Below are 23,267 nucleotides of genomic sequence, written 5' to 3'. Positions count from 1 at the left end.
ATGCGCGCCGCACGCAACAAATCGCAGCAAAAGCAGCAAAGTAGTCAGCGCAAAGGGAGCTCGTCTCCCTGTGCGCGTTTTCGGAAGATGACGACTTCCGCCCAATTCCAAACGATCGCGAAGTAATACGAGCGGAGCACACATGACCACCGTAGCCACGACATCGAGTTCCACTGTCGATCCGACCAGCGCCGTACAACAGGCCGCACAGTCGATCATCAGCGGTTCGACCAATTCGACGATGGACGTGAACTCGCTCGTCACCGCGATCGTCAACGCGAAGGTCGCAGGTCAGACCGACGCGCTCAACAACAAGAAGACCGCCGACAACACGCAGCTCACCGCGATCGGCACGCTCAAGTCCGTGCTGTCGCTGCTGCAAAGCTCGATCACGAATCTCGCCAACGGCAAGACGCTCGGCTCGTTCACCGCCACCGCCGACGGCAAGGGCCTCACCGGCAGCGCCGACACCACGGCCGTCGCCGGCAGCTACGCGGTCAACGTACAGAACGTCGCCTCGGCACAATCGATCACCTCCGGCACGTTCTCGACCACCGACGCGCTCGGCACCGGCTCGATCACGCTGAAGGTCGGCAACAACAGCAGCACGATCAAGCTCGACAGCAGCAACAACACGCTCTCGGGCATCGTGTCGGCGATCAACTCGGCATCCGACAATCCCGGCGTCACCGCGACCATCGTCAACGGCTCGGACGGCGCGCACCTCGTGCTGCGCTCCACGTCGACGGGTCTCGGCAACCAGATCGGCGTCGATGTCACCGCGGACAGCAGCACCTCCGCCATCAACAAGCTTCAGGTCAGCTCGTCGACCACGACGACCGATCCGGATCCGACCGATCCGACCAAGACCATCACCGTCCCCGAGCACACCACCATCAGCAGCACCAGCGGCTGGACGCAATCCAGCGCGGGCGTGGACTCGCATCTGACGGTGGCCGGCACGCCGGTCACGAGTTCGAGCAACACGATCAAGGAAGCGGTGACGGGCGTCACGATGAACATCACCGCGGACTCCGTCGGCACGACGCAGACGCTCACGATCGGCCAGGACGTTACCGGTCAGAAGACCGCCATCGATGCCTTCGTCACCGCCTACAACAACTTCATCAGCACGGCGTCGTCGCTGACGTCCTTCGACTCGACCTCCAGCTCGCAAGGCGCGCTGCTCGGCGACTCGATGATGAACACGATCAAGAACACGATTTCCAGCACGATCAGCAAGGGCATCGGCGTCGGCACGGGCAAGGTGAACCTGGCGTCGATCGGCATCACGCTGCAGCCGGACGGCACGCTCTCGACCGACGAAGACGCGCTCACCAATGCGCTCACCAACAACAGCGGCACGGTGGCCTCGCTGTTCAACTCGACCGACGGCGTGGCCGCGCAGCTCAACACGAGCCTGACGGCGTTCCTGCAGACCGGCGGCATCATCGACACGCGCACGACCGCGCTCAACGCCGACCTGACCAGCATCGCCGATCAGCAGACTCAGCTCACCGCGTACACCGCGCAGCTGACCAGCTCGTACAACGATCAGTTCACCGCGCTCAATACGCTGATGTCGTCGATGGCGACTCAGTCGAGCTATCTGACCGCGCTGTTCGGCGGCACCAACAGCGCAGGCGCCATGGCGACGAACGCCAAGTAATCAACAGACGACAGACCGAATCATGAACCAGCACGAATTGATTCAGGAAGCCTGGTCGCTGACCGAGGCGATCGAAGCGGCAGTGGGCAACGAAGACTGGGCGCGCGCCGCCGAGCTGACCGAAGCGCGCGCACCGCTCGTCATGGCGATGCAAGCGGAGCAGCCGGCGGAGTCGCTCGCGGTCATCCGCAGGATCCAGGCGAGCATCGATGCCGTTGCATCCCGCGCGCAGATGGCGCAGACGGCGCTCGCCGCGAACTATCGCCGGTCGATGGATGGCGCCAAAGCCGCAAGCCGCTATCAACAAGCCGCGCGCTTCTAAAGTTCTCCGCTGGCCCGCCGATAACATTCACAAGAACAACAAGAACAACGCGTCGATGTCGGGCGCGCTGCTTCGCTCTTGATGCCCGCCTCGTGCGGGCATTCTTATTTGCGGGGCGGCTTCGGGGTTCTGGCTTCAAGGCTTCCGCATCAACGCATCCGCATCAACGCCCCCCTTACGCGTCCGTGTAACAGCGCCTCCGCCTCAACGTCCCAGCGTCAGCGCCTTCGTTCAACGCCTCCGCATCAACGCCCTGGCTTCGGCGTCCCTGCGTCAGCGCCTCCACTTCAACGCCCTAGCGTCACGCCTCCGCTTCACCGCTTCCGCTTCAACGCCCCAGCATCCACGCCTCCGCTTCACCGCCCTAGCGTCAACGCCAGATACGCCGCATACAACACGCCGTTCCCGAGCAACGCCCACAGCACCACGCCATTCGGCTTCGCATTGAACCGCAGCCACGCCGCTGCCGCCAGCGTGATCAACACACCAGTCAGCACTTCCACACGCGGCTCCCAAGGCGTCAGCATGATGCCGATCGCGGGCAGCAAGGTGCCCTGGAACACCATCGCCCCGGTGATGTTGCCGAACGCGAGCGTGTCCTTCCCTCTGCGCGCCCACAAAATACTGTTCACCTTTTCGGGCAATTCCGTGGCGATCGGAATGATGATCAGCGACAGCAGCAGCGCCGAAATGCCGAGCGCCTGCGACACCCCTTCGACGCCGTGAATGAAGCCCTTCGCGCCGCCCACCAGCAACACGATACCCACCAGGAACTGCAGCGAGATGCTGCCCATGGACGTCTTCAACCCCAGGCGCGAAGCGAACAGCGCTTCGGGCGCTTCGGTGCCGTGTCCGCTTTCGACCAGGTTCGCCGACGCCCTGAACGTCGAGATCACATACAGCACGTAAAGCCCGACGAGCCCCGCCGCGAACATCGCCCGCACGGGCCACGCGTGATGCGGGACGAACATCGCCGCGCACGCGATCAGGAACGCAAACAGGAAGAAGTTGAGGTCCCGCGTGAATCCGCTGCGCTCCGGCACGATCCGTCCATGCAGACCGCGCGACTGGAGTACCGCAATCGTCATCAGGCAGGTGGAGAGTGTCGCGAGCATCAGCGGCGCGCCGAGAATCGCGCCGACGCCGATTTCCTCGTTGACCGCGCGACTGGGCGTGCCGCCGAGCAAGGCGATGATCGGCACCGTGGTTTCGGGCAGCGCGGTGCCGACGGCGGCGAACAGCGAGCCGGTCACGCCTTCGGAAATGCCGAGCCGCTCGCCGAGATGTTCGAGCGCGTTCGTGAAGAGTTCGGACGCGATCAGGATGATCGCGAGCATCAGCGCGAGTTCGATGAAGAGCATCGTCATGCGGCACCTCGCATGAAGCGATGCGACGAACGCGACGGAAGCGCCGAAAGACGCGTGACAGGGAGACGTTGTAGTTGTAGGGACACGATCATTCCACGGCCGGACGCTGAGCGAACCACGATGCACCACGCGCCGTCCGGCCAGGAACGACGCAGTGCATCGATGGTCTCGCCAAACCGGTCCGGTCGAACGCGCCACGGCAGCAGGGCCGAGGATGTTGACGCGTTCTCCTTCGCGCACGAAGCGCACGAAACGCACGAAGGAAGGCTACTCCCCAAAGACGGCGCAAGTGTAGCCCGAGGCCTCCGGTTTCGGCAAGCCGCGCGCGTCGCGCCGGCCGACTTCGAGAATATGCGTATGCGGATCGAATCGTTGTCGATGCAACGAGCATTCGCTATGCTGGCCGCGCCGGGCGCGCTGCTTGCTGCGCCTGCCGACCGTCATCGGACCTGATCCGCCAACCAGAACGAAACGCCGTGTGACCATCGGGTCACGGGAGATCTCATGCGCCTGACACTCGTCGCCGCCGCCACCGCGGCCATCCTGCTCGCCGCGCCGGGCATCGCGCTGTCGAAGCCGCTCACCGTTTGCAGCGAAGCGAGCCCGGACGGCTTCGACGTCGTGCAGTTCAATTCGCTCGTGACCACCAACGCTTCCGCCGATGTCATCTTCAACACGCTCGTCGCCTACGACGAAGCCGCGAAGAAGGTCGCGCCCGCGCTCGCCGAGAAGTGGGACGTGAGCAGCGACGGCCTCACGTACACCTTCCACCTGCGTCCGAACGTGCAGTTCCAGACGACCGAGTGGTTCAAGCCGACGCGGGCGCTCGACGCCGACGACGTCGTGTTCACCTTCTCGCGCATGCTCGACGACAGCAATCCGTGGCACAAGGTCGCGGGCGCAAGCGGCTTTCCCCATGCGCAGTCGATGGGTCTCGTGAAGCTCATCAAGGCCGTGACGAAGGTCGATGACCACACCGTGAAATTCGAGCTCAACGAGCCGAACGCCACCTTCGTGCCGATCCTCACGATGGGTTTCGCCTCCATTTATTCGGCCGAATACGCCGACAAGCTGCTCAAGGCGAACCAGCAGACCGACCTGAACAGCAAGCCGGTCGGCACTGGTCCGTTCGCGCTGAAGAGCTATACGAAGGACTCGGTGATCCGCTACGACGTGAATCCGGCCTACTGGGGACCGAAGCCGAAGATCGACCGGCTGATCTACGCGATCACGCCAGACGCCGCCGTGCGCGCGCAGAAGATCAAGGCCGGCGAATGCCAGATCGCGCTCTCGCCGAAGCCGCAGGACGTGACCGACGCGAAGAAGGATCACGCGCTGAAAGTGAGCGAAACGCCGGCCTTCATGACCGCGTTCGTCGCGCTCAATACGGAGAAGAAGCCGCTCGACAATCCCAAGGTGCGGCAGGCGATCAACATGGCATTCGATCGCACGACCTACATGAAGACCGTGTTCGACAATACCGGTACGGCCGCGGTGAATCCGTATCCGCCGAACACGTGGAGCTATGACAAGAACATCGCGGCCTACAAGTATTCGCCCGACGCCGCGAAGAAGCTGCTCGCCGAGGCAGGCTTCCCGAACGGCTTCGACACGACCATCTGGGTGCGTCCGAACGGCAGTGTGCTGAACCCGAATCCGAAGGTCGGCGCCGAGTTGCTGCAGGCCGATCTCGCGAAGATCGGCGTGAAGGCGCAGGTGAAGGTGATCGAGTGGGGTGAGCTGATCCGTTCGGCGAAGCTGGGCCAGCACGACATGCTCTTCATGGGCTGGGCAGGCGACAACGGCGACCCCGACAACTATCTGTCGCCGCTGTTCAGCTGCAACGCGGTGAAGTCCGGCATCAACTTCGCGCGTTACTGCGACCCGCAACTCGACAAGCTCATCGCCGACGGCAAGGCAACGCCGGATGTCGCCAAGCGCACGCAGTCATACACGGGCGCGCAGAAGATCATTCACGATCAGGCACTGTGGATTCCGCTCGTCTATCCGACCGCCGCCGCCCTCACGCGCGCGAACGTCAGCGGCTTCAACGTGAGCCCGTTCGGACGGCTGAACCTGGGCAGCGTGTCGGTACAGTAAGTTCAGCTCAGGCCGGCGAGAAGCGGATCACACCGTCATCGCCGGTCTGGCGCTTGAGCGTTCCGTCGAGCCACAGCACATGCAGGTGCGCGAGCGCCTCGCCCAGTGCGAACGTCATCTGATGAATGTCGAGCTTGCGCTTGAACATGATCGGCACGATGTCGGCGGCGCTGCACGGCTTCTCCGTGCACGCCTCGCGCACTTCCGCCAGCCGCGCGCGATGATGATCGCGCAGTTGCCCGATGCGCGTCCGCACGCCCCGGAAAGGCTTGCCGTGCGAGGGCAGCGCGAGCGTCCCGGCGGGCATCGGCTCGTAGCGGCCGAGCGATTCCAGGAACAGCGCCAGCGGATTGCTTTCGGGCTCCAGCGCGAACACGGACACGTTCGTCGAGATGCGCGGCAACACCATGTCACCTGAAATCAGCAGCTTGTCCGCCGCGCAGAACAGCGCGCTATGCTCCGGCGAATGGCCGAAGCCCGCGACCACCGTCCACTCCCGCCCGCCGATACGGATGACATCGTTGTCGCGGATACGCCGGAATTCATGCGGAATGGAAGGCACCAGCGTCGGATAGTAGCTGTCGCGCTTGCGCAGCGCGTCGAGCGAGGCTTCGTCGGTCAGGCCGTGCGCCGCAAAGTGCGCCGCGGCGCGCTCGCCGCCCGCATTCGAGCCATCGCCCGCGGCCATCACGCGGCCCATCGCATACTCGCCCAGCGAGATCCAGAGCCGCACGTTCCAGCGTTGGCTGTCGCCGCCCTTGCAGATCCAGTCGGCCAGACCCAGATGGTCCGGATGACAGTGCGTGACGATCACGCGCAGCACCGGCAAGCCATCGAGAACGGTATCGAACACGCGCTCCCAGTTCGCGCGGATCGTCTCGTTCGAAATCCCGCAATCGACGACGGTCCAGCCCTGCTCGCCGTCGATCTCGTCGCGCAGCAGCCAGAGATTGATGTGATCGAGCGCGAACGGCAACGGCATGCGCAGCCAGAACACACCCGGCGCGACTTCCTTGACGCCGCCGGCCTCCGGCAATTCGTCCGCAAAAACATAGTCGAGCTGGCTTTCGAGTGCGTTCATTCGGTCCTTGCCTCCGGGTTTGCGCCGCGTTGCAATCTGGCGAAGTTGACGATAACGTAAACGTCCATTCTAACGTTGCGTGCGCTTTTGCGCTGCCGGCCGCGATGACCCAACCGACGCACTACACCATCACCGACCTGGCGCGCGAGTTCGACGTCACGCCGCGCGCCATTCGTTTTTACGAAGACCAGGGCTTGCTCGCGCCGCAGCGCGCGGGGTCGAACGGCTTGCGACGCGTATATTCGCCGCGCGATCGCACGCGTCTGAAGCTCACGCTGCGCGGCAAGCGGCTGGGCTTCACGCTCTCGGAAATCCGCACGCTGCTCGATCTCTACGACTCGCCCACCGGGTCGAACACGCAGTTGCAGGCTTTCGTCGATACCATCGCCGCGCATCGGGAAGTGCTCGAACGTCAACTGGAAGACCTGAACACGACGCTCACCGAACTTGCCGCCTACGAGGAACAGGGCCGCGCGCTGCTCTCGGCGGGTGCGGAAAAGCGTCCGCGCAAACCCAGGGCGGCATGAGCTGATCTCAGCGGAGGCGCAGGCCGACATGAATCACTTCCCCAAGCTGCTCTCGTCGCACATCGGCTTCGACGTCGCGCAGACGATGCTCGAAGGATTCGATCGCCATTACCGCGTGTTCCGCGACGCCGCCATCCGCGCCAAGCCGCTGTTCGAGCGCGGCGACTGGCCGGCCTTGCAGCAGCTCGCGCGCGATCGCATCGCGTCCTACGACGAGCGCGTGGCGGAGTGCGTAATGCGGCTGGAAGACGAATACGACGCCGAGAATATTGACGACGAGGTCTGGCAGCAGATCAAGCTGCACTACATCGGCCTGTTGACGACGCACCGCCAGCCGGAATGCGCCGAGACCTTCTTCAACTCGGTGTGCTGCAAGATCCTGCATCGCTCGTACTTCAACAACGATTTCATCTTCGTGCGGCCCGCGATTTCGACGGAGTACATCGAAAACGACGAGCCCGCCGCGAAGCCCACGTATCGCGCGTATTACCCCGAGAAAGACGGACTTGCCGGGACGCTCGAGCGCATCGTCACGAACTTCCAGCTGGAGACGCCGTTCGAAGACCTCACGCGCGATGTGCAATGCATCCTGCAGGCACTGCGCGACGCCTTCGGCACGCTGACGCCCGCGCCCAACTTCCAGATTCATGTGCTGTCGTCGCTGTTCTTCCGCAACAAGGCCGCGTATATCGTTGGCCGCATCATCAACGGCGATGCGCTGCTGCCGTTCACCATCGCCATCCGTCATGCGCATCCCGGACGGCTCGCGCTCGATACCGTGCTGCTGTCGCCCGAACAGGTGCTGATCATCTTCAGCTTCTCGCACTCGTACTTTCTCGTCGACATGGAGGTGCCGTCCGCGTTCGTGCAGTTCCTGAGCACCATCATGCCGCGCAAGCCGAAGGCCGAGATCTACACGTCGGTGGGCTTGCAGAAGCAGGGCAAGAACGATTTCTATCGCGACCTGCTGCACCATCTGTCGCATTCGAGCGACCGCTTCATCGTCGCGCCCGGCATCAAGGGCCTCGTGATGATCGTCTTCACGCTGCCTTCGTTCCCGTACGTGTTCAAGCTCATCAAGGACGCGTTTCCGCCGCCGAAGGAAACCACGCGCGAGAAGATCCAGGACCGCTATCAGCTCGTGAAACGGCACGACCGCCTCGGCCGCATGGCCGACACCCTCGAATATTCGAGCGTCGCGCTGCCGCTCGCGCGTCTCGACGACGCGCTGATTCGCGAACTCGAACGGGACGCGCCTTCGATGATCGAAGTCGAAGGGAACAACCTGGTCATCCGCCATGTGTATATCGAGCGCCGCATGGTGCCGCTCAATCTATTCCTGCAGAACGGCAGCGACGAAGCGGTCGAGCACGGCATCAAGGAATACGGCGACGCGATCAAGCAGCTGATCCAGGCGAACATCTTTCCCGGCGACATGCTGTACAAGAATTTCGGCGTGACGCGCCATGGCCGCGTGGTGTTCTACGACTACGATGAAATCGAGTACCTGACCGACTGCAACGTCCGCCGCGTGCCGCCGCCGCGCCACGAGGAAGACGAGCTTTCGAGCGAACCGTGGTATACCGTCGGGCCGCACGACATCTTTCCCGAGACGTACGGCACGTTTCTGCTCGGCGATCCGCGCGTGCGCGCAGCGTTCATGCGCCATCACGCGGATTTCTTCGATCCCGCGCTCTGGCAGCGTCACAAGGACCAGTTGCTGCGCGGCGAACTCGCCGACTTTTTTCCCTATGACCGCGATGTCCGATTCTGTATCCGCTATCCGGAACGGTTCGGCGCATCCGGCCGAACGGATGCGCCCGGCGCCTGACGGCCGCGCATCCCTGCATCGACCATCGAACATGAACTCCAATCACGACCACGACGACGCTTCCAATCCCCTCGCCCATCTGTTCTCGAACAATCAAAGCTGGGTCGAGCGCAAGCTGGCGGAAGACGCCGAGTTCTTCCAGCGCCTCGCGCATCAGCAGGCGCCCGAGTACCTGTGGATCGGCTGCTCGGACTCGCGCGTGCCGGCCAACCAGATCATCGGCTTGCCGCCAGGCGAGGTGTTCGTGCACCGGAACATCGCGAACGTGGTCGTGCACTCGGACCTCAATTGCCTCTCGGTGATCCAGTTTGCCGTCGACGTGCTGAAGGTGAAGCACATCATGGTCGTCGGGCACTACGGCTGCTCAGGCGTGGGCGCCGCGCTGGTGGGCCGGCGCGTGGGCCTCGCCGATAACTGGCTGCGTCACGTCGAGGACGTGCGCGAGAAACACGCCGCGCTGCTCGACGAATGGCCGATGGGCGAGGCGCGGCATCGCCGGCTGGTGGAATTGAACACGATCGAGCAGGCCATCAACGTGTGCCGCACGACCATCGTCGGCGACGCATGGGCACGCGGCCAGACGCTCACCGTGCACGGCTGGACCTACGGCGTGCACGATGGCCGGCTGCGCAACATGGGCATGTTGATCAGTGGGCCGGCCGAGGTCGATCCGGTGTATCAGTCGTGCATCGCCGCGATGAGCCGCAGCGGCGCGCATTCCGCGGAGAACGACGTCCTCGCGTCCGATGCGGCGCTGGCCGCGCGTCTGGGCGACGTTCCCGCCGTCATTCAAGGCGTCATCAAGGAGCTTAAACATGAGTGAGACACGCAGGGATCCGGCAGTCGATCCGGTCGTCATTGTGGCGGCGGCACGTACGCCGATGGCCGCGTTTCAGGGCGAATTCTCGTCGCTGACGGCGGCGCAGCTCGGTGCGGCGGCGATCGCCGCGGCGCGCGAGCGCGCCGGCATCGCGCCCGAGCAGATTCAGGAAGCGATCATGGGCTGCGTGCTGCCGGCCGGACAGGGACAGGCGCCCGCGCGTCAGGCGGCGCTCGGCGCCGGCCTGCCGCTTGCCACCGGCTGCACGACCATCAACAAGATGTGCGGCTCGGGCATGCGCGCCGCGATGTTCGCGCACGACATGCTGCTGGCGGGCTCGGCCGAGGTGATCGTCGCGGGCGGCATGGAAAGCATGACCAACGCGCCCTATCTGCTGCCGAAGGCGCGCGGCGGCATGCGCATGGGACACGGCCAGGTGCTGGATCACATGTTCCTCGACGGGCTCGAGGACGCGTACGAGAAAGGCCGATTGATGGGCACTTTCGCCGAGCAGTGCGCGTCGTCGTACGCGTTTTCGCGCGAGTCGCAGGATGCGTTTGCGATCGAATCGCTGAGCCGCGCGCGGCGGGCGAACGAAGACGGTTCGTTCGGCTGGGAGATCGCGCCGGTGACGGTGCAGGGCAGGAAGGGCGAGGTGGTGATCGAGCGCGACGAGCAGCCGTTCAAGGCGAATGTGGAGAAGATCCCGTCGCTCAAGCCGGCGTTCGCGAAGGACGGCACGGTGACGGCGGCCAATTCTTCGTCGATCTCGGATGGCGCGGCGGCGCTCGTGATGATGCGCGAATCGACGGCAGAGCGGTTCGGCGTCACGCCGCTCGCGCGCGTCGTTGGGCACAGCACGTTTGCGCAACAGCCGGCGCTGTTCACGACGGCGCCGGTCGGGGCGATTCGCGCGCTGTTCGAGAAGAACGGCTGGCGCGCGGGGGACGTGGATCTTTATGAGATCAACGAAGCCTTTGCTGTTGTGGCCATGGCTGCGATGCGTGAGCACGATCTGCCGCACGACAAGGTGAATGTGAATGGCGGCGCGTGTGCGCTTGGGCATCCGATTGGCGCATCCGGTGCGCGGATTCTGGTGACGCTGCTCGGCGCGTTGCAGGCGCGCGGGTTGAAGCGCGGGGTGGCGAGTCTGTGTATCGGCGGCGGGGAAGCGACGGCGATGGGCGTGGAGATGGTTTGAGTGTCGCGGGCCGGTCTGGTTGGAGCGGGGGCCGGACCGGCCGCGTCAGTCTTCGAAGGGGTTGATCATCTCGACGCCCGTTCGCTCGAAGTCCCGGACGTTGCGGGTGACGACGGTCAGGCCGTGAGTAATCGCCGTGGCGGCAATGAGCTTGTCCAGTGCGGGCTCAGGGTGCGGTGCGCGCAGGGTGCCCCACAGTTCACCAATCCGCCTGTCGACCGGCAGAATTTTGCCCTCGTACTCAGTCAGAACGCCCTTCAACCAAATGTCGATCCTTTCAGCCTGTGCAACGTCGCGGCGCCGACGAAGCTGCTCGACGCCGCGGCGAAGTTCTCCAACTGTAATGGAGGACAAGTGAATGGCGCGGCGGTCGACCTTAGCCTGCCGAAAGAACGCGCGAACGCCTTTGTTCGCGCGATGCAGTCGTCTGGTCTCACTGATGACGTTCGTGTCAGCCAGATACATCCGAGTCTCCCCGGCCGGGATGTCTTGCAAAGATGTTGTCTTCGCAGTCGATCTCGGGAAAATTCAAAAGAGCGTCGATGAAGCGCTCGTTCAGATCCGGCGGATCTTCTTTTCCAAGAATCTTCCGAGCCAATGCCAGCGCCTCTCGCTCGGCCTTTCCGCGCTCACGCAGCTCCTCAACCCATTCCTTGCTGAGCCAAGACGGCCACTCGTGCTGCACTACCTTGAATTCAACTCTATCCATTACTTTCCTTCTTCCATGGCCACCACGGCCGGTTGATCTGGATGCCGCGCGAAGATGTCGTCTTCGCAGTCGATCTCGGGAAAATTCATGAGATGGTCGATGAAGCGCTCGTTCAGATCCGGTGGATCCTCCTTTCCCAGAATTTTCCGAGCCAATGCCAGTGCCTCTCGCTCGGCCTTGACTTCCGCGCGTAGCTCCTCAACCCATTCCTTGCTGATGTGAGCCGGCCACTCCTGCTTCACCACCTTGAATTCAACCCTATCCATCACCTTCCTCCTTCCAAAGCGGCCCCGGACGCTTCATCTTTCGCGAAATCAATCAGCATGACTAGTCATCCGAACGGCCAGGTTGCGCCCCGCCTATCCCCCGACGCATCCTAGCCGAAAGCGCGAGCGCTTCTCACGCGCTATATTCCGAAAATCACCCCCAAGGAAAGCTTCGCTCATGAAAACCGTTCTGATCGTCGGTGCTTCCCGCGGCCTCGGCCACGAATTCGCACGCGAGTATTGCCGCGACGGCTGGCGCGTGCTCGCCACCGCCCGCGACAAGGCCTCGCTCTCCGCGCTCGACGCGCTCGGCGCGCAAACCTTCTCCGTCGACGTCACCCAGCCCGAGCAGATCGGCGCGCTGGCGTGGCAACTCGACGAAGAGCGCATCGATGTCGCGATCCTCGTCTCGGGCGTCTACGGACCGCGCAGCGAAGGCGTCGAGACAATCAGCGCCGACGACTTCGATCAGGTCATGCACACCAACGTCCGCGGCCCGATGCAGTTGATCCCCGTGCTCCTGCCGCTCACCGACGCCGCCCATGGCGTGCTCGCGGTCGTGTCGAGCAAGATGGGCAGCATCGGCGAGGCGAGCGGCACGACCGGCTGGCTGTATCGCGCGAGCAAGGCGGCGCTCAATTCGGCGCTGAAGACGGCGTCGCTCGAGTCGCGCCATTCGACCTGCATTGCGCTGCATCCCGGCTGGGTGCGCACGGAAATGGGCGGCCCGAGCGCGGCGATCGACGTCGCGCACAGCGTGTCCGGCATGCGCGCGGTGATCGCCGAAGCCCGCGCCATGCGCGACCAGTTCAATGGAACCTTCGTCCAGTACGATGGCACGAAGCTCGAATGGTGATCAGACACAACCGAAGGAAATCAAAGGAAACCCGCTCGTGACCTATCACGTCCACGGCGTCTCGCCGTCCGGCAATTGCCACAAGGTGCGCCTCGCGCTCGAACAACTGGGCCTGCCGTATGTCTGGCACGAAGTCGACATGATGAACGGCGCGACCCGCACCGAGGCCTTTCGCAAGATCAATCCGAACGGCAAGGTGCCGGTGCTCGTCATCGACGAACAGACGATCCTGTCCGAATCGAACGCGATCCTGTGTTATCTCGCCGATGGCACGCCGCTCCTGCCCGATGACCGTCTGGAGCGTGCGCAGGCCTTGCAGTGGATGTTCTTCGAGCAATACAGCCATGAGCCGTATATCGCGGTCGCGCGATTCATCCTGCAATTCCTGAAGCAGCCCGACGACGCACGCCTGCCCGACAGGATTGCCGGCTCCTACCGCGCGCTCGACGTGATGGAGCAGCATCTCGCGACGCGGACGTTCTTCGTCGGCGAGCGCTACACGGTCGCCGATATCGCGCTTCATGCCTACACGCATGTCGCCGATGAAGCGAACGTCGACCTGTCGCGCTATCCGGCCATCTGTGCGTGGCTCGAACGCGTGCGCGCGCAACCGCGTTATGTCGCGATGCCGGGTGTCGCATGACTGCGCCCCTGGACTGTCCCTGCGGCGGCGCGGCGCCGGATGCACGACCCAACGCACCAAGGGCGCCCGCACCGCGCTACGAAGCCTGCTGCGGCCGCTTCATCGACCGTGGAGAGAAACCCGCCACCGCACTGGAACTGATGCGTTCGCGCTACACCGCCTACGTGCTCGGCAACACGGCCTGGTTGCGCGCCACCTGGGCCGCGTCGACCTGCCCGCCCGACCTCGATGCCTCCGACACCACCCGCACCCGCTGGCTCGGTTTGCAGATCAAGCGCCACCAGCAGATCGAGGAATCTCACGCGGAAGTGGAGTTCGTCGCGCGCTACAAGGTAGACGGACGAGCGCATCGTCTTCATGAAGCGAGCCGCTTCGAGCGGAACGGCGCAGGCGACTGGCTTTATGTCGACGGAAAGATTCAGGAAAAGTAAATATACCTTTAAGAAACGTGCGCTCTACCACGGTATTAATTTCCTGATAATCCTTTCAGATTAAACAGTTACGGGGTAACGCTTATTGTGCAGCGCAATTTTGAACAGTTAATCTGTTCACGTCAGGGCGTAGTCATTCCCGCGCCCGGCGCTCGCAGCGAAGCCCCGTACGGAAGTCTTGTTTTGAAGCCATTTGTCATGCCTGTTCAGGGCATGACTCCCGGAACCCGCCACCGATACTGCTCACGCAGAGCAGCGCGACAGGTTTGTGACTTCAAAAACGCACGTTGGGGCCAAGCCGTATCAATGTTTCATTGGAAAGTGCGGTCGGAGTTCACGGATGGCGATCAGAACCTGGTTAGTCGGATGCAGCGTGGTGTGCTCGCTCGCGACGTCGTTCGTCACATCCGGCGCGCGCGCTGAACCCATCGGCGGGGTGCGTCAGTCCGAAGGTCTCCAGGCTCCCGCGTTTGGCCAGGCGCTCCCGCAGATTCCCGATTCCCTCGACGCCGGCCTGCCCGCCGCCGCGAGCGGTCTGAACGAAGCCGTCATCGACATTCCCGAAGCCGACATCGCGCTCCAGACCACCGTGTTCAAGCCGGACGGCGCAGGCCCGTTTCCGATGATCGTCTTCAACCACGGCAAGCTTCCCGGCGACTCGCACGCGCAACCGCGCAACCGGCCCGTCGCGCTGGCCCGTGAATTCGTGCGTCACGGCTATGTCGTGGTCGTGCCGAACCGCCGCGGATTTGCAGGTTCGGGCGGCGACTACGCCGGCCATGGCTGCGATGTCGAGGCAAACGGCTTCGCCCAGGCCGAGGACGTCACCGCGACGGTCGCCTACATGAGCGCGCAGTCCTACATCGACAAGACGCATATCGTCGTGGCGGGCACTTCGCACGGCGGCCTGACGACCATCGCCTACGGTGCACGCGACGCCATCGCCGCCCCGGGCGTGCGCGGCCTCATCAACTTCTCCGGCGGCCTGCGCCAGGACGAATGCGAGGGCTGGCAAAAAAATCTCGTCAGCGCATTCGGCGACTACGGCCAGAATGTGCGCCTGCCGTCGCTGTGGCTCTACGGCGACAACGATTCCGTCTGGCAAGGCGATCTGTCCGCGCAAATGTTCACGGCCTTTACGTCGCACGGCGCGCGCGCCAACCTGATCGATTTCGGCAACTACAAGAACGACGCGCATCGTCTGGTCGGCGATCGCGACGGCGTGCAGATCTGGTGGCCGCGCGTGAAAGCGTTCCTCACGCAGATCGGCATGCCGACCGCCGTGCAGTACCAGGTGTCGGAGCCGAGCATGCCGAAGGCCAGCGACTTCGCCAATCTCGATGCCGTGCAATCCGTGCCGTTCATCGACGAAAACGGTCGTGCCGGCTATCGCAATTTCCTGTCGCAGTACTCGAGCCGCGCGTTCGCGGTGTCGGATTCCGGCGCGTGGTCGTGGGCCGAAGGCGGCGACGACCCGATGTCCGTGGCCATTGCCAGCTGCGAGCGGCAAAGCGCCGACCCGTGCAAGCTGTATGCGGTGAACAATCGCGTGGTCTGGAACGATCAACAGGCTCAGACGCAGACCGCGTCGCGCTGAACGTCCACGTTTCCGTTTCTTTCCAACGCCGGCCTTCGTGCCGGCGTTTTCACATCTTCCGCGCCCGATCGTCCGGTTACGCGACGAAATCGGCGAAGTTACGGCCCATAGTGCTTTCTTGCATTTCCATTGCGCGCCGGTGCGCGGCCTAAAAACCTTCCGATTACGGAAGGTTGCGGCGCTTTTAGCGATAATTGAGAGGCGCAGTTTCCCCCCGCAATTCAACCGCCATGCAGGCACCCAGCGCCTGCGCGACGTATCCGGCCCGCTGCGCGTGCGGGCCTGGGAGCCGTTTTTTTGACTATCGAAGCCAATCAGGACTGGGTTGCCCGCTCGCTTGCAGCCGTGTGGCATCCGTGCACCCAGATGAAACATCACGAGCGCGTGCCGCTCGTACCGATCGCGCGCGGCAAGGGCGCGTGGCTCTACGATCCGCAGGGCACGCGCTATCTCGACGCGATCAGTTCGTGGTGGGTCAATCTCTTCGGCCACGCAAACGACGACATCAACCGGGCACTCAAGGAGCAACTCGACACGCTCGAACACGCGATGCTCGCGGGCTGCACGCATGCGCCCGCCATCGAACTGGCCGAGCGTCTCTCGGCACTGACGCAGCACACGCTCGGCCACGCGTTCTTCGCGTCGGATGGCGCGTCGGCCGTCGAGATCGCGCTGAAAATGAGCTTTCATGCGTGGCGCAATCGCGGCCGGAGCGAGAAGCGCGAATTCGTGTGTCTCGCGAACAGCTATCACGGCGAAACCATCGGCGCGCTCGGTGTGACCGATGTCGCCCTCTTCAAGGACGCCTACGACCCGCTGATCCGCCACGCGCACGTGGTGGCGTCGCCGGCGGCGGTCGGCGAAGACGCGGCGCTCGACGCCATGCGCGCGCTCTTCGAGCAGCGCGCGCCGCAGTTGGCGGCGGTGATCGTCGAGCCGCTGGTGCAGTGCGCCGCCGGCATGGCAATGTACGACGCGTCCTATCTCACACGCCTGCGCGCGCTGTGCGACGCCTTCGACGTGCATCTGATCGCCGATGAAATCGCGGTCGGCTGCGGCCGCACCGGCACCTTCTTCGCGTGCGAGCAGGCCGGCGTGTGGCCGGATTTCATCTGCCTGTCGAAGGGCATCAGCGGCGGTTACCTGCCGCTGTCCATCGTGCTGACCCGCGACGACATCTACGCCGCCTTCTATGACGACGATGTCACGCGCGGCTTCCTGCATTCGCATTCGTACACTGGCAATCCGCTCGCCTGCCGCGCCGCGCTGGCCACGCTGGACCTGTTCGAGCGCGACGGCGTGCTGACGGAGAACCGTCGCAAGTCGGCGTTGCTGCGTGAAGCGTTGCAGCCGCTCGCCGCGCATCCGCGCGTGAGCAATCTGCGCGAGCGCGGCACGATCTTCGCGTTCGACGTGAGCACCGACGACCCCACGTTCTCGCGCCGTTTCTTCGCGCAAGGCTTGCAGCGCGAACTGCTGATGCGGCCGATCGGCAAGACGGTCTATCTGATGCCGCCGTACATCCTGAGCGATGACGAACTCTTGCTGCTCGCCCGACGCACGCGCGAGACGCTCGATGCCACGCTGGCCGGAGAGGCCGTATGAAGAACACCTCGCAGGCGCTCTACGACACGCTGACGCAAGGCCTCGCCGACATCGACGCGCGCGGTCTGCGGCGTCGCCGCAAGATCATCGACGGCGCGTGCTCGGCGCATCTCAATGTAGACGGCCGCGACATTATCGGATTTGCGAGCAACGACTATCTCGGTCTCGCCGCGCATGAAGCGCTGCGGGCGGCGCTGGCGGAAGGCGCGTCGCTGTATGGCGCGGGCAGCGGCGGCTCGCACTTGCTGGGCGGCCACTCCCGTGCGCACGCGCGTCTCGAGGACGAGCTTGCCGCATTCTCGGGCGGCTTCGTCGACACCCCGCGCGCGCTGTACTTCAGCACCGGCTACATGGCCAATCTCGCGATCGTCACTGCACTCGCCGGACGCGATACGCTGGTGTTTTCGGACGCGCTGAATCACGCGTCGCTGATCGACGGCGTGCGGCTGGCGCGCGCACAGACGCAGATCTATCCGCACGCCGACATGGAAGCGCTCGACGCCATGCTCGACGCCTCGCGCGACGAAGCCGCGACCCGGCTCATCGTGACCGACACCGTGTTCAGCATGGACGGCGACATCGCCCCGCTTGCGCGTCTCGTCGAACTGGCGGAACGGTATGGCGCGTGGCTCATCGTCGACGATGCGCACGGCTTCGGCGTGCTCGGTCCGCAAGGGCGCGGCGCGCTCGCGGCACTCGCGCTGCGTTCGCCGCATCTCGTCTATGTCGGCACGCTCGGCAAGGCGGCGGGCGTCTCCGGCGCATTCGTCGCCGCGCATGAGACGGTGATCGAATGGCTCGTGCAGCGCGCGCGTCCGTACATCTTCACGACCGCGTCGCCGCCGGCGGTCGCGCATGCGGTGTCGGCGAGCGTGAAGATCATCGCGGGCGAGGAAGGCGACGCGCGCCGCGCGCATCTTGCTTCGCTCATCGAGACCACGCGCGCGATCCTGAACCGCACGCGCTGGCTGCCGGTCGATTCCCATACGGCCGTGCAACCGCTCGTGATCGGCAGCAACGACGAAACGCTCGGCATCGCCGCCGCGCTCGACCGCCAGGGTCTCTGGGTGCCCGCGATCCGTCCGCCGACCGTGCCCGCCGGCACTTCGCGCCTGCGCATTTCATTGTCCGCCGCGCACAGAGAGGACGATCTCGCGCGCCTCGACCACGCCTTGACCACGCTATGACCGCTCTCTCCTATTTCGTCGCCGGAACCGATACGGAGATCGGCAAGACGCTCGTCTCCGCCGCGCTGCTGCACGGCTTCGCGAACGCCGGATTGCGCGCCGCCGCGATGAAGCCGATCGCCTCGGGCGCCGTCCTGCGCGACGGCGTGCTGCACAACGAAGACGCCGATCAGCTCGACGCCGCCGCGAACGTCCCGTTGCCTAACGAGATCCGTACGCCGTTCATGATGCGCGAGCCGATCGCGCCGCATATCGCCGCCGCGCGCGAGGGCATCGCGCTGGATATCGGCCGGATTGTCGAGGCGCATCGCTTTGCGGTGACGCAGGCGGATGTCGTCGTGGTGGAGGGCGTCGGCGGCTTTCGCGTGCCGCTCGATGATACGCACGACACCGCCGATCTCGCTGTCGCGCTGAACTTGCCGGTGGTGCTCGTCGTCGGCATGCGGCTCGGCTGCATCAGCCATGCGCTGCTGACCGCCGAAGCGATCACCGCGCGCGGCCTGACGCTCGCGGGCTGGGTCGCGAACCGCGTGGACCCGGACATGCTCTACCCTGACGAGAACATCGCCACGCTCAAACAACGCCTGCATGCGCCGCTGCTCGGCGTGATTCCGCATCTCGCGCCGCCAGATTCGAGCCGCGCCGCCGCCGCGCTCGACATCGGCGCCCTGAAACACCCGTTTCAACACAAGGATTGATTTCATGACCCAGCACACCGCCACCGAGACGACCGTCACGCTCACCTCGCAACCGCTGCAACGCTGGAGAGTCGCCGATATCGTCGCGCTGTACGACCTGCCGTTCAACGACCTGCTGTATCGCGCGCAGACCGTGCATCGCGAGCACTTCGATCCGAACGCCGTGCAACTGTCCACGCTGCTGTCGATCAAGACCGGCGGCTGCGAGGAAGACTGCGCCTATTGCCCGCAGTCGGTGCATCACGACACCGGCCTCAAGGCCGAAAAGCTGATGGATGTCGACGAGGTGCTGAAGTCGGCCGAGCTCGCGAAGTCCAACGGCGCGACGCGCTTCTGCATGGGCGCCGCGTGGCGCAATCCGAAGGACCGCCATCTCGAACCGATCAAGGACATGATCCGCGGCGTGAAGGCGATGGGCCTCGAAACCTGCGTGACGCTCGGCATGCTGGAAGCGCATCAGGCGCAAGGTCTGCGCGACGCGGGCCTCGATTACTACAACCACAACCTCGATACGTCGCCGGAGTTCTACGGCCAGATCATTTCCACGCGCACCTATCAGGACCGGCTCGATACGCTCGAACACGTGCGCGACGCGGGCATCAACGTGTGCTGCGGCGGCATCGTCGGCATGGGTGAATCGCGCCGCGAACGCGCGGGACTGATCTCGCAGCTCGCCAACCTGAGCCCGTATCCGGAATCCGTGCCGATCAACAATCTCGTGCAGGTCGCGGGGACGCCGCTCACCGGCACCGAAGCGCTGGATCCGTTCGAGTTCGTGCGCACGATCGCCGTTGCGCGCATCACGATGCCGCGCGCCATGGTGCGTCTCTCGGCCGGCCGCGAACAGATGGACGAAGCGTTGCAGGCGCTGTGCTTCGCCGCCGGCGCGAATTCGATCTTCTACGGCGACCAGTTGCTAACGACGAGCAATCCGCAGGCGGAAGCCGACCGCAGGCTGATCGAACGGCTGGGCATGCGCGCGGAGGCGCCTCGGGAGGTGCGGGCGCCGCACGCGAAACATGAGTGCGACGGCATGTCCGTGCATGCGCAATAAGCGCCTTGCCTGTTGAGACGGATACTGCTGAATTGCGTCGGGAACGGTGATGCGGGCTGAACACAGCCTGCCCTCATCGGCAATGAGATTCTCCCCAATCGGTAGGTGCAAATCGCGCATCTACGCATATCTCTGAAAAGCGCCCCACCGAGGGCGCATTCAGGGAATTCCGATTCATCAGGGTAACGCTCTCCTGATAAAAGCTGTATGCCTTGCGAAAGGCAACTCAAGCTTTTATGAAAGGAGAAATAATGAGAAAAAATAGCCTTGCAGGGTGGCTGCTTGTCCTGCTGATCACCACGTTGCTGACTGCTTGCGGCGGCAGCAACGACACTAACCCGGCTGTCGATAACAAAAGCAATGCGCCTGCCGCAAAAGTCGCCGCGACCACCGTCATGATCTATCTGGACGGCTCCGATCTGGAATCGAAAGGCGCAGCGGCCACGGCTAACCTGAAGCAGATGATGGCGGCGGCGTCCTCGGACGAAGTCAATGTCATCATCACCACCGGCGGCGCCGACAAAGCCAACCCCAACGATCCCGTATCCGACTGGCGCACCCTGCGGCGCTACGCCCTGCGCAATGGCAAACTGGAGTTGCTGGCCGACCTGGGCAAGAAGAACATGGTAGAGCCCGGCACGCTGACGGATTTCATCGTCTGGGCGAAAACCAGTTTCCCCGCGAACGCCTATCACCTGATCTTCTGGGATCACGGCGCCGGCTACGCGGGCTATGGCGTCGACGAGAACTTCGACAAGTACCAGAGCATGTCACTGCCGGTCATGCGCTCGGCGCTTGAACAAGCACGTGCGCAAACCGGCATTCTTTTCGACATGATCGGCTTTGACGCATGCCTGATGGCCAGCGCCGAAGTCGCCCACACGTTCGCGCCTTATGCCAGGTATCTTGCCGCGTCCGAAGAACTCGAACCCGGCTCGGGCTGGGACTACAAAGCCGTGCTTTCCGCGCTCGCCCACCATCCCGGGATGAGCAGTGAGCAACTGGGCCGCATCATCGCCGACAGCTATGTGGCATTCCAGCAGCAGACCGCCGTGCAGCAACGCGCAGAAGGCTACGCCACAGTCGAAGACGAATTTCTCACGTTCTCCGTGATCGATCTGAGCCGCATGGACGCCGTGGCCCGTTCGCTGAAGTCCTTCTCCATGGCCCTGACTGCATACGTGCAGCAATCGCCGGAAAACTGGGTGGCCGTGGCCAAACAGCGCGCATTGACGCCGAGCTTCGGTGGAGACACGACCAGGCAGGACAACGCCATGGACGCCGTGGACCTCGGCGTGTTCGCCGACCGGCTCGCGTCGAACAATATCGTTCCGGAAGCCAGCCGCGTGCTGTCGGCCGCCGTCAGACAGGCGGTCATGTATCGCGCCAATGGCGCGCAGGCAGCGCTCGCCGCGGGCATGAACATCTATTTCCCGCTGCGGCAAATGAACGACACGATCTACAAGACCAAGTTCGCCGCCATGGATTTCCCGGAGGAGTACAAGTCCTTCCTGCGTGACTACATTGCGTATCCATCCGAGCAGCCGGACGTGCTCAGCGTGGATATCAGCCGTTCGACCGCCACCGTTCTGAATGCCTCGGTCAACAGCACGTTCGGCGTGCAGTTCGCCATGCTCGCGCTGACGGCGCGAGACCCTGACGACAGCCACGTCATTCGCATCACCGCGGCTCAGCCCATCGACCTGGGACCCGCCTCCCATGGCATCTCCGCGTCAATGGACCGCGGCTGGGTATTCTTGAACGGACATATCGTTTCCATCTTCAAGACATCGGAAGAAGAACGCGTCGACGACGGCACAAAGCGCAGGTTCGGCACTTACAGTGTGCCGGCCTTCCTCGGCGACACACCGGTTTCCCTCATCTTCGAAAGAAACATGGACTCGGATGAATTCCGTTTCGTCGAGACATGGGACGATTCAGACGGTCCGGGTGCCGGTCGCCTGGTCGATGGAGTCAATCGCGAGACCGTCATCACGCTGGCAGACATCAGATACGACGTGAGCAAGAAGACATACGCCGGCATGGTGGCGTCGAGTGTGTCGTTCGCGGCGGCCGACATGGGCATCACGCTGGAATACCTCGCGACCAACGGCAACCCTCTGCACCTCATCACTCAGAGCTACTCCGGATCGACCGACTTGTCGGCAGCGCTTCCCGTGAACTTCTGAGCTCATCCACACGCGTCTTCGGCTTCTGACCGCGGACGCTCTTGAGCACAAGCAGGCCGGCCCGCAATGGGCCGGCCTGTTTTCCAATCGGCGTCGAATCGGGCGGCCTCGCATAAAATGTCACGAATTGCGCCCACCCATCTTCGAACGATATGAAAATCATCTTCTACGAACACGGCACGGACGTCGATGCCTGGCTTGGCGGCCTGAAGCGCGAGTTGCCCGACGCCGACTTGCGTCTCTGGCAACCGGGCGATACCGCGCCCGCCGATTACGCCATCGTCTGGAAAGCGCCGCGCGAGTTGTTCGCGAATCGGCCGGACCTGAAGGCGGTGTTCAATCTCGGTGCAGGCGTCGATGCGATCCTCGACGTGGAACGCCAGCAGCCGGGCACGCTGCCGCCCAATGCGCAACTCGTGCGCCTTGAAGACACCGGCATGTCGCAGCAGATGATCGAATACGCGGTCTACTGCGTGCTGCGCTATCTGCGCCGCTTCGACGAATATGATCTATTGCAGCGCGAAGGGCGCTGGAAGAAGCTGGAGCAGCACGCGCGCGAGTCGTTCACGGTCGGCGTGCTGGGTCTCGGCGTGCTGGGTGCGGAAGTCGCGCGGCGCCTCCTTGCACTCGGCGTGCCGGTGCGCGGCTACAGCCGTTCGGCCAAGGACATTGAAGGCGTGCAGGTGTACGCGGGGCACGAGCAGTTCGACACGTTCCTCGACGGCGTGAAGGTGCTCATCAACCTGTTGCCGCATACGCCGGACACCGAGGGTATCCTGAACGCTCGCACGTTCGGCAGGCTCGCGCGCGGCGCCTACGTGGTGAACCTGGCGCGCGGCCCGCATCTCGTCGATGCAGACCTGCTCGCCGCGCTCGACAGCGGCCAGGTCGCCGCCGCGACGCTCGATGTATTCCACACCGAGCCGCTGCCGCAGGATCATCCGTACTGGACGCATCCGCGCGTGTCGGTCACGCCGCACATTGCGGCGGAGACGCTGCAGAACGAGAGCATCGTGCAGATCGCCGGCAAGATCCGGGCGCTGGCACGCGGCGAACCGATCAGCGGCGTCGTCGATATCACGCGCGGTTACTGAACAAGCTATTCGCCCATTCA

At 64.0% G+C, this 23,267-nt stretch carries 22 protein-coding genes and 1 riboswitch; of the genes, 17 read left to right on the top strand and 5 right to left on the bottom strand.

Going from position 1 to position 23,267, the window contains the following annotated elements:
* The first annotated feature begins 142 nt into the window (after positions 1 to 142).
* Both fliD and QCE88_RS02110 read left to right on the top strand, forming a co-directional pair.
* A complete protein-coding gene (fliD, locus tag QCE88_RS02115) occupies positions 143 to 1,669 on the top strand; it encodes a flagellar filament capping protein FliD (protein WP_309898778.1) in 1,527 nt (508 codons plus the stop codon).
* Between the two features lie 22 nt (positions 1,670 to 1,691).
* Positions 1,692 to 1,991, top strand: coding sequence for a flagellar protein FliT (locus QCE88_RS02110; RefSeq protein ID WP_309898776.1), 300 nt, complete (start codon positions 1,692 to 1,694; stop codon positions 1,989 to 1,991).
* A gap of 356 nt (positions 1,992 to 2,347) precedes the next feature.
* On the opposite strand, the gene QCE88_RS02105 is transcribed toward QCE88_RS02110, so the two are convergent.
* The gene (locus QCE88_RS02105; RefSeq protein ID WP_309898775.1) at positions 2,348 to 3,358 is read right to left on the bottom strand and encodes a sodium:calcium antiporter; all 1,011 of its coding nucleotides are present in this window, start codon (positions 3,356 to 3,358) and stop codon (positions 2,348 to 2,350) included.
* 97 nt (positions 3,359 to 3,455) lie between these two features.
* Positions 3,456 to 3,651, bottom strand: a riboswitch (yybP-ykoY riboswitch).
* 211 nt (positions 3,652 to 3,862) lie between these two features.
* On the opposite strand from QCE88_RS02105, the gene QCE88_RS02100 reads away from it, so the two are divergent.
* Complete coding sequence (locus QCE88_RS02100; protein ID WP_309898773.1) at positions 3,863 to 5,458, top strand: ABC transporter substrate-binding protein; 1,596 nt, start codon at positions 3,863 to 3,865, stop codon at positions 5,456 to 5,458.
* 7 nt (positions 5,459 to 5,465) lie between these two features.
* Here the strand turns inward: QCE88_RS02100 and QCE88_RS02095 are convergent, their stop codons facing one another.
* On the bottom strand, positions 5,466 to 6,539 hold the full coding sequence (locus QCE88_RS02095) for an MBL fold metallo-hydrolase (protein ID WP_309898770.1): 1,074 nt from the start codon (positions 6,537 to 6,539) through the stop codon (positions 5,466 to 5,468).
* Positions 6,540 to 6,643: 104 nt separating this feature from the next.
* On the opposite strand from QCE88_RS02095, the gene QCE88_RS02090 reads away from it, so the two are divergent.
* The 4 genes from QCE88_RS02090 to QCE88_RS02075 are packed head-to-tail and all read left to right on the top strand — an operon-like array spanning position 6,644 to position 10,918.
* The gene (locus QCE88_RS02090) at positions 6,644 to 7,066 is read left to right on the top strand and encodes a MerR family DNA-binding transcriptional regulator (protein ID WP_309898769.1); all 423 of its coding nucleotides are present in this window, start codon (positions 6,644 to 6,646) and stop codon (positions 7,064 to 7,066) included.
* A gap of 28 nt (positions 7,067 to 7,094) precedes the next feature.
* Positions 7,095 to 8,897: a bifunctional isocitrate dehydrogenase kinase/phosphatase gene (gene aceK, locus QCE88_RS02085; RefSeq protein ID WP_309898767.1), complete on the top strand. Its 1,803-nt coding sequence runs from the start codon at positions 7,095 to 7,097 to the stop codon at positions 8,895 to 8,897.
* A gap of 31 nt (positions 8,898 to 8,928) precedes the next feature.
* Complete coding sequence (can, locus tag QCE88_RS02080; RefSeq protein WP_309898765.1) at positions 8,929 to 9,720, top strand: carbonate dehydratase; 792 nt, start codon at positions 8,929 to 8,931, stop codon at positions 9,718 to 9,720.
* The gene (locus QCE88_RS02075; RefSeq protein WP_309898763.1) at positions 9,713 to 10,918 is read left to right on the top strand and encodes an acetyl-CoA C-acetyltransferase; all 1,206 of its coding nucleotides are present in this window, start codon (positions 9,713 to 9,715) and stop codon (positions 10,916 to 10,918) included. Before can ends, QCE88_RS02075 begins: the two co-directional genes overlap by 8 nt.
* A gap of 45 nt (positions 10,919 to 10,963) precedes the next feature.
* On the opposite strand, the gene QCE88_RS02070 is transcribed toward QCE88_RS02075, so the two are convergent.
* From QCE88_RS02070 to QCE88_RS02060, 3 genes are read right to left on the bottom strand one after another with little or no spacing between them, the layout of a single operon-like run.
* Positions 10,964 to 11,383 carry a type II toxin-antitoxin system VapC family toxin gene (locus QCE88_RS02070; RefSeq protein WP_309898762.1) on the bottom strand — a complete coding sequence of 140 codons (420 nt, stop codon included), beginning with the start codon at positions 11,381 to 11,383 and terminating at the stop codon, positions 10,964 to 10,966.
* Complete coding sequence (locus tag QCE88_RS02065) at positions 11,370 to 11,627, bottom strand: hypothetical protein (protein ID WP_309898760.1); 258 nt, start codon at positions 11,625 to 11,627, stop codon at positions 11,370 to 11,372. The genes QCE88_RS02070 and QCE88_RS02065 overlap by 14 nt, the downstream gene beginning before the upstream one ends.
* On the bottom strand, positions 11,627 to 11,893 hold the full coding sequence (locus QCE88_RS02060) for a hypothetical protein (RefSeq protein WP_309898758.1): 267 nt from the start codon (positions 11,891 to 11,893) through the stop codon (positions 11,627 to 11,629). The genes QCE88_RS02065 and QCE88_RS02060 overlap by 1 nt, the downstream gene beginning before the upstream one ends.
* Before the next feature lie 178 nt (positions 11,894 to 12,071).
* Between QCE88_RS02060 and QCE88_RS02055 the strand changes: the two genes are divergently transcribed.
* The 10 genes from QCE88_RS02055 to QCE88_RS02010 all read left to right on the top strand — a co-directional run bounded on the left by QCE88_RS02055 (position 12,072) and on the right by QCE88_RS02010 (position 23,247).
* A complete protein-coding gene (locus QCE88_RS02055) occupies positions 12,072 to 12,749 on the top strand; it encodes an SDR family oxidoreductase (protein ID WP_309898756.1) in 678 nt (225 codons plus the stop codon).
* Positions 12,750 to 12,786: 37 nt separating this feature from the next.
* Positions 12,787 to 13,392: a glutathione S-transferase family protein gene (locus QCE88_RS02050; protein ID WP_309898754.1), complete on the top strand. Its 606-nt coding sequence runs from the start codon at positions 12,787 to 12,789 to the stop codon at positions 13,390 to 13,392.
* Entirely contained in the window at positions 13,389 to 13,823 is a 435-nt protein-coding gene (locus QCE88_RS02045; protein WP_309898753.1) for a YchJ family protein, read from the top strand. Before QCE88_RS02050 ends, QCE88_RS02045 begins: the two co-directional genes overlap by 4 nt.
* Before the next feature lie 340 nt (positions 13,824 to 14,163).
* Positions 14,164 to 15,420 (top strand): prolyl oligopeptidase family serine peptidase, encoded by a 1,257-nt coding sequence (locus tag QCE88_RS02040; RefSeq protein ID WP_309898751.1) that lies wholly within the window; start codon positions 14,164 to 14,166, stop codon positions 15,418 to 15,420.
* Between the two features lie 297 nt (positions 15,421 to 15,717).
* Positions 15,718 to 17,025: an adenosylmethionine--8-amino-7-oxononanoate transaminase gene (locus QCE88_RS02035; protein WP_309898749.1), complete on the top strand. Its 1,308-nt coding sequence runs from the start codon at positions 15,718 to 15,720 to the stop codon at positions 17,023 to 17,025.
* Positions 17,022 to 18,212: an 8-amino-7-oxononanoate synthase gene (gene bioF / locus QCE88_RS02030; RefSeq protein WP_309898747.1), complete on the top strand. Its 1,191-nt coding sequence runs from the start codon at positions 17,022 to 17,024 to the stop codon at positions 18,210 to 18,212. The genes QCE88_RS02035 and bioF overlap by 4 nt, the downstream gene beginning before the upstream one ends.
* Positions 18,209 to 18,910: a dethiobiotin synthase gene (gene bioD, locus QCE88_RS02025; protein WP_309898745.1), complete on the top strand. Its 702-nt coding sequence runs from the start codon at positions 18,209 to 18,211 to the stop codon at positions 18,908 to 18,910. Before bioF ends, bioD begins: the two co-directional genes overlap by 4 nt.
* 4 nt (positions 18,911 to 18,914) lie before the next feature.
* Positions 18,915 to 19,964, top strand: a complete 1,050-nt coding sequence (gene bioB, locus QCE88_RS02020) for a biotin synthase BioB (protein WP_309898743.1) — start codon at positions 18,915 to 18,917, stop codon at positions 19,962 to 19,964.
* A gap of 251 nt (positions 19,965 to 20,215) precedes the next feature.
* Positions 20,216 to 22,153, top strand: a complete 1,938-nt coding sequence (locus tag QCE88_RS02015) for a clostripain-related cysteine peptidase (RefSeq protein ID WP_309898741.1) — start codon at positions 20,216 to 20,218, stop codon at positions 22,151 to 22,153.
* 152 nt (positions 22,154 to 22,305) lie between these two features.
* Positions 22,306 to 23,247 carry a glyoxylate/hydroxypyruvate reductase A gene (locus QCE88_RS02010; RefSeq protein ID WP_309898739.1) on the top strand — a complete coding sequence of 314 codons (942 nt, stop codon included), beginning with the start codon at positions 22,306 to 22,308 and terminating at the stop codon, positions 23,245 to 23,247.
* The last annotated feature ends 20 nt before the right edge of the window (positions 23,248 to 23,267 follow it).

It is taken from the genome of Caballeronia sp. LZ035 (genome assembly GCF_031451175.1).
Lineage (GTDB): Bacteria > Pseudomonadota > Gammaproteobacteria > Burkholderiales > Burkholderiaceae > Caballeronia.
This window is presented reverse-complemented; position numbering and strand designations above follow the sequence as displayed.